This window comes from Cryobacterium sp. Y50 (assembly GCF_002929805.1).
Taxonomy (GTDB): Bacteria; Actinomycetota; Actinomycetes; order Actinomycetales; family Microbacteriaceae; genus Cryobacterium.
The window spans coordinates 25487-38786 of the sequence record NZ_PJJM01000070.1 but is presented as its reverse complement, the minus strand read 5'-3'; the positions used below and the strand labels follow the sequence as shown (position 1 = coordinate 38786).

General features: G+C 64.4%; 13 protein-coding genes. 5 read left to right on the top strand and 8 right to left on the bottom strand.

Annotation, left to right across the window (positions count from 1 at the left end; translation table 11 throughout):
• Positions 1-107 precede the first annotated feature (107 nt).
• The 8 genes from CXY73_RS03995 to CXY73_RS03960 all read right to left on the bottom strand — a co-directional run bounded on the left by CXY73_RS03995 (position 108) and on the right by CXY73_RS03960 (position 7961).
• On the bottom strand, positions 108-782 hold the full coding sequence (locus CXY73_RS03995; protein ID WP_104176905.1) for a 3-oxoacid CoA-transferase subunit B: 675 nt from the start codon (positions 780-782) through the stop codon (positions 108-110).
• A complete protein-coding gene (locus CXY73_RS03990; protein ID WP_104176904.1) occupies positions 782-1576 on the bottom strand; it encodes a CoA transferase subunit A in 795 nt (264 codons plus the stop codon). The genes CXY73_RS03995 and CXY73_RS03990 overlap by 1 nt, the downstream gene beginning before the upstream one ends.
• A 13-nt stretch (positions 1577-1589) precedes the next feature.
• A complete protein-coding gene (gene pcaC / locus CXY73_RS03985) occupies positions 1590-2852 on the bottom strand; it encodes a 4-carboxymuconolactone decarboxylase (protein ID WP_104176903.1) in 1263 nt (420 codons plus the stop codon).
• 7 nt (positions 2853-2859) lie between these two features.
• Positions 2860-4326: a lyase family protein gene (locus CXY73_RS03980; protein ID WP_104176902.1), complete on the bottom strand. Its 1467-nt coding sequence runs from the start codon at positions 4324-4326 to the stop codon at positions 2860-2862.
• Entirely contained in the window at positions 4319-4933 is a 615-nt protein-coding gene (gene pcaG, locus CXY73_RS03975; protein WP_104176901.1) for a protocatechuate 3,4-dioxygenase subunit alpha, read from the bottom strand. Before pcaG ends, CXY73_RS03980 begins: the two co-directional genes overlap by 8 nt.
• A 59-nt stretch (positions 4934-4992) precedes the next feature.
• Entirely contained in the window at positions 4993-5793 is an 801-nt protein-coding gene (pcaH, locus tag CXY73_RS03970) for a protocatechuate 3,4-dioxygenase subunit beta (RefSeq protein ID WP_104134033.1), read from the bottom strand.
• A gap of 16 nt (positions 5794-5809) precedes the next feature.
• On the bottom strand, positions 5810-6991 hold the full coding sequence (locus CXY73_RS03965; protein ID WP_104176900.1) for a 4-hydroxybenzoate 3-monooxygenase: 1182 nt from the start codon (positions 6989-6991) through the stop codon (positions 5810-5812).
• A 109-nt stretch (positions 6992-7100) separates the two neighbouring features.
• Positions 7101-7961, bottom strand: coding sequence for an IclR family transcriptional regulator (locus CXY73_RS03960; RefSeq protein ID WP_104134035.1), 861 nt, complete (start codon positions 7959-7961; stop codon positions 7101-7103).
• A gap of 183 nt (positions 7962-8144) precedes the next feature.
• Here CXY73_RS03960 and CXY73_RS03955 point away from each other — a divergent pair, with 183 nt between their 5' ends.
• From CXY73_RS03955 to CXY73_RS03935, 5 genes are read left to right on the top strand one after another with little or no spacing between them, the layout of a single operon-like run.
• Complete coding sequence (locus tag CXY73_RS03955; RefSeq protein WP_104134036.1) at positions 8145-9101, top strand: ABC transporter substrate-binding protein; 957 nt, start codon at positions 8145-8147, stop codon at positions 9099-9101.
• Positions 9102-9160: 59 nt separating this feature from the next.
• Complete coding sequence (locus CXY73_RS03950) at positions 9161-9937, top strand: ABC transporter permease (protein ID WP_104134037.1); 777 nt, start codon at positions 9161-9163, stop codon at positions 9935-9937.
• The gene (locus CXY73_RS03945) at positions 9934-10707 is read left to right on the top strand and encodes an ABC transporter permease (protein ID WP_104134038.1); all 774 of its coding nucleotides are present in this window, start codon (positions 9934-9936) and stop codon (positions 10705-10707) included. The genes CXY73_RS03950 and CXY73_RS03945 overlap by 4 nt, the downstream gene beginning before the upstream one ends.
• Before the next feature lie 52 nt (positions 10708-10759).
• Positions 10760-11572 carry an ABC transporter ATP-binding protein gene (locus tag CXY73_RS03940; RefSeq protein WP_104176906.1) on the top strand — a complete coding sequence of 271 codons (813 nt, stop codon included), beginning with the start codon at positions 10760-10762 and terminating at the stop codon, positions 11570-11572.
• On the top strand, positions 11569-13200 hold the full coding sequence (locus CXY73_RS03935) for a thiamine pyrophosphate-dependent enzyme (RefSeq protein ID WP_104134039.1): 1632 nt from the start codon (positions 11569-11571) through the stop codon (positions 13198-13200). The genes CXY73_RS03940 and CXY73_RS03935 overlap by 4 nt, the downstream gene beginning before the upstream one ends.
• Positions 13201-13300: the final 100 nt, after the last annotated feature.

Below are 13300 nucleotides of genomic sequence, written 5' to 3'. Positions count from 1 at the left end.
GATGACCGCCGCCGCCAGGTCGGACGGCGCGACCGTTTTGAAGGCGCCGCCGAACCGGCCGATCGGGGTGCGCAGCGGCTCGCAGATGACGACCTGGCGCAACTCACTCATTCGTCGGCTCCGAGCAGGGTCGTGATCGTGGTCGGCGGGGTCGGTACCAGCAGGGTCGCCTCGGTGGCGGCCTGTACCTCGTCGACGGTCACGCCGGGCGCGACCTCGCGCAGCACGAGTCCCTCGGGAGTGACGTCGATCACGGCGAGGTCGGTGATGATACGGGTCACGACGGCCTTGCCGGTCAAGGGCAGGTCGCAGACCTGCTTGATCTTGAACTCGCCGGTCTTGGTGACGTGTTCCATCACGACGATCACGGTGTCGGCGCCGTGCACGAGGTCCATCGCGCCGCCCATGCCCTTGATCATCTTGCCGGGCACCGCCCAGTTGGCGATGTCACCGACGACGCTCACCTGCATGGCGCCGAGCACGGCCACGTCGATCAGGCCGCCGCGGATCATGCCGAAGCTCTGTGCGGAGTCGAAGTAGGCGGCGCCAGGGTTGACGGTGACGGTTTCCTTGCCGGCGTTGATGAGCTTGGGGTCGGCCTCACCCTCCCACGGGTAGGGTCCGACACCGAGCACCCCGTTTTCGGAGTGCAGCACCACGTGCACACCGTCGGGCAGAAAGTTTGGAATGAGCGTCGGCAGGCCGATGCCCAAATTGACATATGAATCGGGGGCTAGTTCCTGAGCGGCGCGGGCCGCCATCTCGTTGCGCGTGAGAGTCATCAGTTCGCTCCAATTTCAGACGAAGGCCGCGGCCGAGTCGTCATCTTCTCGATCGGCAGTTCGGCGGCGTCCACCGCGCCGAGCTGCACGATGCGGTTCACATAAATGCCGGCGAGGTGCACCGCGTCCGGGTCTATCTGGCCCGGTTCGACCAGCTCGTCAACCTCGGCGATGGTGATGCGGCCGGCCATGCCGGCGACCGGATTGAAGTTGCGGGCTGATTTCTCGAACACCAGGTTGCCGTGCCGGTCGCCCTTGGCAGCACGCACCAGGGCATAGTCGGTGACGATGGCCTCTTCGAGCACGTACTCCTTCTCACCGCCCAGCGAAGAGAAGCGCCGCGTTTCCTTCGGCGGCGAAGACACGGTCACCTCACCGTCGGGGCCGTAGCGCCACGGCAGGCCTCCATCGGCGACCATGGTGCCAACGCCACTCGCGGTGAAGAATGCCGGAATTCCGGTGCCGCCGGCTCGTAACCGCTCGGCCAGGGTACCCTGCGGGGTGAGTTCAACCTCAAGTTCACCACCGAGGTAACGGCGAGCGAAATCCTTGTTCTCGCCGATATAAGAGGCGATCACCCGGCTGATGCGCCCCTCGCGGAGCAGTTCACCAAGCCCCCAGCCGTCGACACCGCAGTTGTTCGAGGCGACGTACAGGTTGGTGCTGCCGAGCGCGAGCAGCGCGCGAATGAGCACGATCGGCACGCCGACCAGACCGAAGCCACCGACGGCCAGCGAGGCCCCGTCGGGAATGTCAGCGACGGCGGCCGCGGCGGAGGGATAGGTTTTGTCCATGGTTCGTAGTCCTTTAGCTTGGCCGAATAGTGGAATCTTGAGCAGCCGCATCGAGCCCGGCAAAGGTATCGCGGGCTACGGCAAATGCGGCGTTGGCCGCGGGAACGCCTGCATAGATGGCGGTGTGCAGAATGGCTTCGCTGATCTCGGCCCGGCTCAGCCCGTTGGTCAGGGCTGCGCGCACGTGCATCGCGAGCTCGCCTTCATGCCCGCCGGTCACGAGAGCGGCGATGGTCAAGAAGCTACGGATACGGCGGTCGAGCCCCGGTCGTGTCCACACTTCGCCCCAGGCATAGCGGGTGATGAAGTCCTGAAACACGGCGGTTTCGGGGGTGATAGCTGCGGTGGCCGCGTCGACGTGCTTATCGCCGAGGACCGCGCGACGCACGTGCATGCCGTCATCGTAAACGGATGCCGCGGTGCGGTCAGGACAAGGCAGCTCGGCCGGTCGCGGCGCGGCAGGCACCGTTGCACCGCCCCGACCTAATCCAGCCGAAGCCTGGGCGACCCACTCCCCCAGCAGCGCGCCAACCTCAATCGGCTGCTCGAGTGCCGGCAGGTGCGCGACCCCGGCGATCTCCACGGCCCGGGCGGCGGGAATGTGCGCCGCCAGCTCTTGCAACTGCACGGTCGGAGTCACCGTATCGAGTTCACCCGACACGCACAGAACGGACGTGCGGATGCCGCCGAGGGCATCCGTTTGATCGAAAATAGCGAGCGCCTCGCAGGCGAGTGCATAGGATTCGTCGTCGATGTCGAGCAGCTGATCGAGCGCATGAGAACCGGCTATGGGGTCACGGCCAAGAAAGTCGGGGGCAAACCAGCGGGCGGCGCTGCCGGCGATGAGCGAGGGGGTACCGCTCGCGCGCACGGCGGCGGCCCGCTCGGTCCAGGCCTCGCTCGTGCCGATTTTAGCGCCGGAGCAGAACATCGCGAGGCTGGTCAGGCGGCTCGGGTGGTTCACGGCCAAGGCGAGGCCGATGGCACCGCCGAGCGAGATTCCGGCGTAGTGAAAGCTGTCGACGCCAATGGAGTCGACCAGGCCGACGACGGCGTCGGCGAGCTCCTCGATCGTGAACGATGCCGTCGCACGAAGACTGAAACCGTGCCCGGGCAGATTGAAGCGAAGCACCCGGTGGGTGGCCGCGAGCGTCGGCACGACGCTCGCCCAGAGGTCGGCCGTGGTGCCGAGCGAGGGGCCGAGAACAATGAGCGGCGCGTTGACCTCGCCGGTCGCCGCCGGCTCGATGGTGCAGAGAATGACGGGCTGGCTCATGAGATCCTTAACGGTTGTTCGAGAGTGCATTGGCATTCACGTCGACGGAATCGTCTGGTCGAACGGCATCCATTCGCTGACGAAAGCTGCGCACGACGCGGTCGATACCCGCCGCGGACTGACCCTGCTGGCCCTCATAGCTGAAGGCCGCCCAGATCTGCGCACGCAGGGCGTCGGAACAGCCCTCGGCAATCAGAATGCTCGCCAGCACCACCTGCAGCGGCCGGTTGGTGGCAAATGCTTCCTGCGAAGCACGCTCGACCAGCGCGAAGGCGGTGGTTTTACCGACAGTTTCGGCCAAAATCGTGGTGACTCGCTCGCTGAACACGAGTCCGTCGGTGAGGTCGAGGTTGGCACGCATGCGATCCGGGTCAACGGCGAGGCGAGCGGCGAGCGACGCGGCACCGGTAACGGCTGAAATCGTGAGCCGTTCGAGCACCCGCAACGACTGCCATTCGGCATGCCAGGCCCCGCTCGGACGCTGGTCTTCGGCCAGCATGCTGCCATAGAGAGTGGATGCAAGTCCTGGCGTCTGCAGCGCAGCCGCCGTGATCAGCACGGACGACACCGGATTGCGTTTGTGCGGCATGGCGCTGGATCCACCCTCGCCGGGGGCGAGGCGTTCGCTGACCTCGGCAATTTCGGTGCGAGACAGCACTGACATGTCAAGGGCGAAGGTGCCAGCGACACCGGCCGCTGCGGCCAGCACGGAGGCGAGTTCGGAGATGACGACCCGGTTGGTGTGCCAGCTGAGGCGCGGCACGATTAAGCCGACGTGGTGGGCGAACCGGTCCATGACCGTGTCCAGTGCCGCGGCGGCATCGACTTCGCCGCGCCGGGCCCTGGCGATTTCGGTGAGTACGGCGAGGTTGCCGACCGCGCCGCCGAGTTGCACGGGCAGGGTGTCGCGAATGCCATCCAGGCGGGCGACGATGAGCAGCACGGCGTCGAGCCAGCCAGCCGCGACGAAGCCGAAACTCGTCGGTGACGCCTGCTGGCCGAGGGTACGACCGCTCATCACGGTGCCGCGATGTTTCTCGGCGAGGTCGGCGAGCGTCCCGCCGAAGAAATCGAGCTGGTCAATGACTTCACAGGCCACCCGGCGGGCCACGATCATCGCGGCCGTGTCGAGGATATCCTGGCTGGTCGCACCGACGTGAATATGGTCGGATGCTCCGGCCCGCACCCGTTCGGCGGCGCGGCCGAGATGTTTCACGAACGGAATCACCGGGTTGCCGCCGCCCCTGGCCTCGATGGCGATCGCACCGAGGTCGAATTGGCTCGCATCCGCGAGCGCGTCGCAGACCGCGAACATCCACTCGGGGGCAAGTTCGGCGTCGACAAGCGCCCGCGTGAGCGCAAGCTCGGCGTCGACCATCGCCTGCAGCCAGGCCTGGTCACTGGTCAGCTCGGACTCCCGAGTGCCGTGGCTGAGCGGGTTGAGCAGCCCGACATCAAAACTGAAGTTAGTCATCGAAGTTCAGGAACACCGTTTCGTTCTCGCCCTGCACGCGAATATCGAAGCGGTAGGACTCGGCTCCACCGACGATTCCCTCCGACACGCAGATGAGCGTGTTCCGGCGGTCGACCGGCAGGCTGCTGAGCACGGCGTCGGTCGCGTGCAGCGCGGAGTCCTCAGCGAAGTAAGCCCGGGTGAACAGGTGGTGGGTGACTCCACGAGCAAACACCGTCACGAGAATGTAGGGCGCTGCCGTGCCGGCCGCGCCGGGCTTGAGCGTCGTGAAGGTGTAATTGCCGGCGATCGTGGTCGCACAGCGACCGAAGCCGGTGAAGGTAAAACCGTCGCGGTCGATGCTGCCGAGTTCGCGGCTGAGCACGCCGCTCTCGTCGGCCTGCCAGATCTCAAGCAGGGCGTCGAGAATCGGCTCGCCAGCGCCGTCAGTGACGGTGCCATGAAAGCGGATGGCACGGGAATGATACCCGGGGACCAGGTCCGGCCCGCCCTCAAAGGGCAGGGCATAGCCGTAGAACGGACCGATCGTCTGCGACGGGGTCTGCAGAGCATGCCTCTGCGGGGTGGTGGTCTGCACGGCGACAGCTACTGCGGCAAGGTCAGTCATGGGCTTCTTCGCTTTCCATCCAAGTGGATACTCTTGGGATCGATCCGGTGCGCACGAGGTCAGTCATGGGCTTCTTCGCTTTCCATCCAAGTGGATTTGGGTCCGGTGAGCACGATATCCCAGGTGTAGCCGAGCGAGAATTCGGGCACGCTCAGGCTGTGGTCGTACTGCCCGACCAGGCGGGCGCGGGCATCAGCTGAGGCAATCGACTGGTAGATCGGGTCGAGCGCGAACAGCGGGTCGCCCGGAAAATACATCTGGGTGATCAGACGCTGCGTGAACGCGGTGCCGAACAGGGAAAAGTGGATATGGGCGGGTCGCCACGCATTGACGTGATTTTTCCACGGGTATGGTCCTGGTTTGATCGTGGTGAACGAGTACTCACCGTTCTCACCGGTGATAGCACGGCCGACTCCGGTGAAATTGGGGTCGAGCGGTGCCGGATGCTGATCGCGCTTGTGCACGTAGCGTCCGCCGGCATTAGCCTGCCAGAGTTCGATCAGCTGGTGTCGCACCGGGCGGCCCTCGCCGTCGAGCACCCGGCCGCCAACGGTGATCCGTTCACCGATCGGCTCGCCGGAGTGTTGAATGGTGAGGTCGCTCTCCAGGCTGTTCACGTCGGTGTGGCCGAAGGCGGGTGAGACCCGTTCGACCTCTTCCGGGTCGACGCGCACGAGCTCGTGGGTGGGGTGGCGCAGCACGGAACTGCGGTACGGGGCGTAGTCGCGGCGCGGCTGGCGCTCGGGCGAGCCGCCGGCGGCGACGCGGGCTGCGGCATCCGCTTCGATCGCTTCGATCTCGGCGGTGATATCGTCCTGGCTTGCCGCGCCGGTGCCGGCGCGCGGGGATGTCTGAGTCATGGTGTCCTCGTATCGATTAGAGCAGGAGGCCGGTGTACTGCTCGGCGAGCATGCGCTGGGCGAGCGGCGAATGGGTGACGTAGTCGAGCTGGCCGAGCTGGCTGCGGTAGTCGAAAGCGCCGGACTGCAGGTCGCCGGGGCTCGTGTGCAGCATCTCGGTCATCCAACGGGAGAACTGCTGCACCCGCCACTGCCGCGCCAGCGCGGTGTCGCTGTAGCCGGCCAGAAGCGTCTCGTCGTTGGCGTAGAACGCGGTGAGCGCGCTCGCGAGCTGGGTGACGTCGGAGATGGCCGAGTTGAGACCCTTCGCACCGGTGGGCGGCACGATGTGGCCGGCGTCGCCGACCAGAAACAGGTTGCCGTAGGCCAGGCGTGAAGCCACAAAGCTGCGCATCGGGGTGATCGATTTGTCGGTGATCGGGCCTTCGTTCAGGGTCCAGCCGGGGGTACCCAGCCGGGTGTGCAGCGCCTCCCAGATGCGCTTGTCGGACCAGTTCTTGATATCGTCGGCCGGGTCGACCTGCAGGTAGAGGCGGGAGACGACCGGCGAACGCATCGAGAGCATCGCGAAACCGTCTTCGTGCAGAGAATAGATGAGCTCGTCCGAGGAGGGTGCAACGTCGGCCAGGATACCGAGCCAGGCGTAGGGGTAGCTGCGATCGAACAGGGTGATCTCATCGGCCGGAATCGACGCCCGGCAGATGCCGTGAAAACCGTCGGCGCCCACAACGAAGTCAGCGTTAATGGTGTGCGTTTCGCCATCATGCACAAAAGTTACGCTCGGGTTCTTGGTGGTCAGGCCGAGGGCGGCGACCTCGGAGGCTTCGTAATAGATCGTCGATCCGGCGTCGGTGTGCGCGGTGACGAGGTCTTTGACGACCTGTTGCTGTCCGTACACGGTGACCGTGCGGCCGATCAGCTCGTTAAAGTTCACATTGTGGCGCTCTCCGGCATATTGCAGAAAGATTCCGTCGTGCTGCAGGCCCTCGGATGCGAGGCGGTCGCCTAGTCCGAGCCGGGTCAGGGTTTCGACCGACCCGTGTTCCAAAACACCGGCACGGATGCGGCTAAGCACGTACTCCTGCGAACGATTTTCCACGACGATCGAGTCGATTCCGGCGTCACGCAGGGCCCAGCCCAGCAAGAGACCGGCGGGACCGGCGCCGATGATGGCGACGCGAGTGTTTTCGTGGGGCACAGGTTCTCCTAGCGACGATGACAGGGTGTGTTGTCTTCAGTGTGCTGTACCGGTCAGGGGTCCGATGCCCTTCTTCCACTCAGTGAAAGTGTCGACAATCTGCCATTGTTCACGACTGTTGGGCACGCCGATAGCCGAGAGCCCGGCTGACGCCCTGCGCGGCCAGTCGTACCGCTCTCTCCTGCTCAGGGTCGACGGTGTCGGTCGTGCGAGTGACGATCGACACGGCCGCCACGACCTGGCCGGTGCGGTCACGAATGGGCGCGGCAATCGAGCTCGACCCTGCCGTCATCTCCTCCGACATGCGGGCCAGGCCGAGCAGCCGGATCTCGGCCAACCGCTGGCGTACCGCCTCTGGCTCGGTGACCGTGCGCGGCAGAAAGCGTTCCAGGCTCGCAGCGAGATACTGCTGCACCACGTCCGTCGGAGCGTACGCCAGCAGCACCAGCCCCACCCCGGTCGAGTGCAGCGGTAGGCGAGCGCCGACCCGCGAGATCAAGCGAACCGCGTGGTGGCCCGAGAGCTTCTCCAGATACAGTGCGTCGCGCCCGTCGAGGATGGCGAGGTGCACGTGTTCCCGCGTCGTCTCATACAGGTCTTCCAGGTAGGGCAGCGCGATCGTGCGCAGGTTTCGGGCGGTCGGCGTTTGCACCCCGAGCTCCCACAGCTTCATGCCGAGGGAGTACTGCCCATTCTCGTGCTTGCTCAGGCCGCCCCAGCTCACCCACTCGGCGACGAGACGATGCGTGGTGGAGAGCGGCAGGCCAGCGCGCTGGGCGATGGTCGTCAGGGTCAGGGTGCGCGACGTCGCCCCGGCTGGCGCTGCAAACGCATCGAGAATGGCGAAGAGTCTGGCCGCGACGGAACGGTCGTCGACGGGCGCAATCGTTCCGGCTGCGCTGCTGCCAGCGTCGCTATTTCCGCCCGCATCGGCACCGACCGTGCGCTTCAATGCTGGTTTGCCGCTCATTAGTCCACACGCTACATCGATCCGACCAGAACTTCCACTGAATGGAAGCAACTATTTAACCGCCGATGAGGATGGCTAGTCTCCGATGACACCCAATCGATCTTTTCAACAATTGACGTTGCCAAAGACTGAGTCTCGCCCCGCCACAGAAGTACTACCTGCACGACAACACAATGGAGTGACATGAAGAAAATACTCATGATCGGACTTGCCGCGGCATCCGTCATCGCCCTCAGCGCCTGTTCAGCCGGTGCCGACACCACTGCACCAGCCAAAAGCGACGCACTCACCCCCGTCACCGTGGGCGTCATTCCCATAGTCGACACCGCACCGATTTGGCTCGGCAAGGAAAAGGGCTTCTTCTCCGCCGAGGGCCTTGACCTCACCGTCCAGGTCACCACCGGCGGCGCCGCCGCCGTCCCTGGCGTGGTCTCGGGCGACTATGAATTCGCATTCGGCAACCTGGTCTCGGTCATGGTGGCCAGAGACCAGGGCCTCGACCTCCGCTATGTCGCCAACGGCAACTCGACGGCCGGCTCGCCCGACTTCGGAGCGGTCATCGTTCCCGGGGATTCCCCGATCATGTCGGCCGCAGACCTCGCCGGGAAGACCGTTTCCGTCAACAATCTGCAGAATATCGGCGACACGACGATCCGTCAGATCGTTGAGGACGACGGCGGAGACTCCTCAGGCATCCAATTCGTTGAAGTCGGCTTTCCGGATGCCGAGGCAGCAGTAGAGAACAGCCAGGTCGATGCGGCCTGGATTCTTGCTCCTTTCCTCGACTCTGCAGTCGCCAACGGCGCCCGAGTAATTTCGTACAACTTCTCGGCGTTCGACACCAACCTCGATATCGCTGGCTATTTCGCGAATGGCGACACCATCAGCAACGATCCTGACCTCGTGACGAAGTTCCAAACCGCGATGAACAAGTCCCTCGAGTACGCCCAAGCCAACCCCGACGAGGTGCGCCAGATCGTGACCACATACACGAAGATGACGGCCGATCAGCTCACGGACATGGTCCTGCCGGAGTTCCGGGTTGACTTCAACGTCGACGCAGCCACGAAGCTCGGCGATGCAGCCGTCAGGTTCGGAACTCTGTCGGCAGCGCCTGACCTTGGCGTGATGCTGCCGTAGCGCACCATCACATCGGTATCAGAGCGCACTGCGAACGGATGAGGAACAGCAGAATGTCAATGAAACACCTGAACGGCCCCGCGCTGGGGGCTGCGGGCATCCTGCTATTCCTTGTCACCTGGGAGGCAATTCCACGGCTCGGCCTGGTCAATGAGCGATACCTGCCACCGGCCAGCCTGGTCATGGCGAAATTCTTCGGCTATCTGTTTCAGCCCGGTTTCTGGGGCAGTGTCGCCCACACGATGACAGCCTGGACGCTGGGCCTCGCGATTTCGATCATCGCGGCCAGCGTGCTCGGTCTTCTCATCGGCTCCAGTCTTTTTCTCCGCCGAGCCACCCGCTCGACCATCGAATTTCTTCGGCCCATCCCCTCCGTCGCCTTGATCCCGCTGGCGGTTCTCCTGTTCGGACTGAAGATCGAATCTTCACTGCTGCTGATCGTCTACGCGTCATTTTGGCAGGTGCTGCTCCAGGTGCTTTCCGGAGTGGCCGATGTCGACCCTGTCGCCGACAACACGGCCCGCAGCTACGGCTTAGGACGAATGGCTCGGATCCGATACGTCGTGTGGCCGACGACGCTCCCGTACCTCATAACCGGGATCCGGCTGGCATCTGCAGTCGCGCTGATTCTGGCGATTACGGCCGAACTGGTCATCGGCACCCCGGGCCTCGGCCAACAGATCGCACTGACCCAGTCCGGAGGCGCTGTCGCCGAAATGTACGCGCTCATCGTCGCGACCGGCCTTATCGGCGTTCTCATCAATACCGTGGTGCGCTTGGTTGAAAAACGCGTCTTGACCTGGCACACATCGGTTCGCGGAGAGGCTACAACATGAGATACCCCAAGCGCGTACTCCATTTCCTCGGCCTGCCCGTACTTCTGATCGCCCTGTGGTGGGTCCTGACACTCGGGGCCACTAACTTCTTCGTGCCCAAGCCGCTCGAACTCCTGCAAACGTTCTGGGCAGTCTGGGCCGGGGAGAGGTTCTTAACGGATTTCGTGCCCAGCGTCCTTCGTTTGTTGGTCGGACTCGGTTTGACCATCCTGTTGGGTGTTGTCTTCGGCGTGCTTATCGGCTCAGTGCGCTGGCTCCGCAGCCTCACCGAGCCGATGCTGGAATTCTTCCGCGCGATTCCTCCGCCAGTACTCGTTCCACTGCTCATGCTGCTGGTCGGGATCAACGACCAGATGAAAATCATCGTGATCATCTCCGGCGCGATCTGGCCGGTGCTGCTGAACACCATTGAAGGCGTGCGAGCCGTCGACCCCGTGCTCAGCGATACCTTCCGGACGTACTCGATAACCGGGTTTGTCCGGTTGCGGCATCTGGTACTGCCGGGGGCTAGCCCCCAGATCATGACCGGGGTGAGGCAGAGCACGTCCATCGCACTAATCCTGATGGTCATCTCTGAAATGTTCGGATCTTCCTCCGGACTGGGGTTCACCATCGTGCTGTTCCAACGTGCGTTCGCCATTCCAGAGATGTGGAGTGGGATCGTCGTCCTCGGCCTGCTGGGCCTTGCGCTCTCCGTGATTTCCAAGTCGATCGAAAACCGGTTGCTGAAATGGTACTCCGGCCTGAAAGAGGTTCAGCATGCCAGTTAACGTACTCAATGATGGCGAGCGCATCCCGGACAACTCAGCCTCGGAGCCCCCGATGCTGTCGGTGAAGGGACTGCGAAAGGTCTATCCCGTGCCAGGCGGCGAGATCGAAGCCGTGCGCGACCTCACCTTCGATATCGCGCCCGGTCAGCTGGTCTGCGTGGTCGGACCTTCCGGCGCGGGCAAGACGACTCTGCTGAAGTGCATCGCCGGGCTACTGGCCCCGACATCGGGGTCGATCGAACTACGCGGCACTAAGGTCGTCGGGCCGCCTCATTCCATGGCCGTCGTCTTCCAGGAGTACGGTCGCAGCCTTCTGCCGTGGATGAGCGTTCGCGCCAACATCGAGTTGCCGCTGAAGAACCAGCGCATCCCACGCGCCGAACGCACGAAGCTCGTGGATGACGCCCTCGCCGCCGTCGAGTTGTCTCACGTGCCGGATAGCTATCCCTGGCAGCTGTCCGGCGGAATGCAGCAACGTGTCGCGATCGCGCGAGCGGTGGCGTACCGGCCAGAGGTCTTGCTGATGGATGAGCCGTTCGCCGCCGTGGACGCCCAGACCAGGGCCGATCTGGAGGACTTAGTTCGCCACATCTGGCAGAAGCTCGGCGTGACGATCATCTTCATCACGCACGACATCGACGAATCGGTCTACTTGGGCGAACGGGTGCTTGTGCTGTCGAATTCACCAACGGTCGTTCAGGAAGATCTGACGATCGACCTTCCGGTTGATCGCGACCAACTCACCACCCGGTCGAGCGCTCGCTTCAACGAGTTGCGCGGGCACGTCTACGAGCAGATCCAGCTGGCGAAGAGCCGTACCCTTTCCGGGCCGATCCCGGCAACGAAGAAGGGCCACAAATCATGAGTGCTGCCGCCACCGTGCGGGACGCCTGTTTCGACGTCATGCGCGCCGAAGGCCTCACCACGATCTTCTCGAACCCCGGCTCAACGGAAATCCCGTTCCTCGTGGATCTGCCTAAAGACATCCGGTTTGTTCTCGCGCTACACGAGGGATCGGTGGTCGGCATCGCTGCCGGCCACGCGCTCGGTAGCGGCTCGCCGGCCTTCGTGCTCCTCCACACGACGGCGGGCTTCGGCAATGCGGTCGGGGCGATAGCAACGGCGCGCGTCAACCGCGCGCCCATGGTGGTCGTCATCGGCCAGCAGGACCGACGGCACCTCGCACTCGAGCCCTTCCTCGCCGGACGGCTTGCCGGGCTCGCGGGAGATTATCCGCTGGACGTAATCTCGCCCGTCATCGCCGCCGACGTACCGTCGGCCATTCGACGGGCGACACACCTCGCGCGCCAGGAAAGCGGGCCGGTCATCGTGATCGTCCCGATGGACGACTGGGATGAGCCGGCAGATCCGACCGCAACGGCAGCCGCGAGCGGCAGCGTATCGGCTCCGCGCGGGATCCCGACGGAGCTCGAGGACGTCGTCGCCGCGCTCCGCGAAGCGGCCGCTCCCGCAATCATCGCCGGCTCGGGCAACGACAGTGAGCCAGGCTGGGCAGCTCTGGTGCAGCTCGCAGAAAGTCTGCAGGCCCCGGTATGGCAGGAGGCGTTCGGTTCCCGGGCGGGCTTCCCGCAGGACCATCCGCTGTTCCGCGGCAGCCTCCCCGCCGACCGCCCCCGCGTCCGGGAAGCCCTCCAGGACCACGACGTTCTCCTCGTGGTCGGTACCGCAGCCCTGCGCCAGTACCCGTACAAGCCCGGTTCACTTGTGCCGGACGGCATGAGGGTCTTCGTCGTGACCGCGGATGCCGCGGAGGCGAACCGGTCGCCCGCCGAACTCTCCATCATTGGCGACCCTGCCACCCTGTGCTCGTCCATCAGCACCCAGCTCGGAGTTCGCAGCCCGCTGCCCGCGGGACAGGCGTCCGACCACGTGAAGCGTCACGCCGAGACCTACCAGCTGGCTCCCCACGTCGCCGACGAGCCCCTGCGAGCGGCACACGTTTTTCAGCTTCTCGCAGAACGCCTTCCGATAGAGACGACCGTGGTTGAGGAATCCCCCTCCTCACGCCCGGCCCTGGAGGCACTCATTCCGGCCCGTCGGCCGTTTGGCTTCCTATCTGCGGCGATGGGTGGGCTCGGGTTCGCCATGCCGGCTGCCATCGGGCTGAAGATGGCCCAGCCGAACCGCCCGGTCATTGGCATCATCGGCGATGGTTCGTCGATGTACTCAATTCAGTCGCTGTGGACGGCCGCAAATCTCGGGGTTGGGGTCGTCTTCATCGTCCTGAATAACGGCGGCTATGCCGTGATGAACCGTCTGGCCGACCAACGCGGTGGCGCGGCTCCGTGGCCGTCCTTCGGCGGAGTCTCCGTTTCTGCCATCGCAGCGGGGTTGGGCGTGGAAGCGCTGAAAATAGACGATTACGCCGAACTGGTGACGGTCTTGGACCGCGTCGCACCGTCTCTGGCGGGCCGTCAGGAAGCTCTGGTCCTTGAAGTGACCGTCACGCCGGATGTGCTGTTCCAGCCCTGAATAGGTCTGACCCAGGCGGCGCTCGACGAAAAGTATGCGCCACCGGTGTGTCAGAACATCTCCTGATCTGAACATACCTAAAAGTAATCCCAACAAAACG

Bases quoted from the DNA above. Each gene is read 5' to 3' on its own strand.
- CXY73_RS03995 (WP_104176905.1), bottom strand. From the start codon at position 782: ATGACTCTCACGCGCAACGAGATGGCGGCCCGCGCCGCTCAGGAACTA.
- CXY73_RS03990 (WP_104176904.1), bottom strand. From the start codon at position 1,576: ATGGACAAAACCTATCCCTCCGCCGCGGCCGCCGTCGCTGACATTCCC.
- pcaC (WP_104176903.1), bottom strand. From the start codon at position 2,852: ATGAGCCAGCCCGTCATTCTCTGCACCATCGAGCCGGCGGCGACCGGC.
- CXY73_RS03980 (WP_104176902.1), bottom strand. From the start codon at position 4,326: ATGACTAACTTCAGTTTTGATGTCGGGCTGCTCAACCCGCTCAGCCAC.
- pcaG (WP_104176901.1), bottom strand. From the start codon at position 4,933: ATGACTGACCTTGCCGCAGTAGCTGTCGCCGTGCAGACCACCACCCCG.
- pcaH (WP_104134033.1), bottom strand. From the start codon at position 5,793: ATGACTCAGACATCCCCGCGCGCCGGCACCGGCGCGGCAAGCCAGGAC.
- CXY73_RS03960 (WP_104134035.1), bottom strand. From the start codon at position 7,961: ATGAGCGGCAAACCAGCATTGAAGCGCACGGTCGGTGCCGATGCGGGC.
- CXY73_RS03955 (WP_104134036.1), top strand. From the start codon at position 8,145: ATGAAGAAAATACTCATGATCGGACTTGCCGCGGCATCCGTCATCGCC.
- CXY73_RS03950 (WP_104134037.1), top strand. From the start codon at position 9,161: ATGAAACACCTGAACGGCCCCGCGCTGGGGGCTGCGGGCATCCTGCTA.
- CXY73_RS03945 (WP_104134038.1), top strand. From the start codon at position 9,934: ATGAGATACCCCAAGCGCGTACTCCATTTCCTCGGCCTGCCCGTACTT.
- CXY73_RS03940 (WP_104176906.1), top strand. From the start codon at position 10,760: ATGCTGTCGGTGAAGGGACTGCGAAAGGTCTATCCCGTGCCAGGCGGC.
- CXY73_RS03935 (WP_104134039.1), top strand. From the start codon at position 11,569: ATGAGTGCTGCCGCCACCGTGCGGGACGCCTGTTTCGACGTCATGCGC.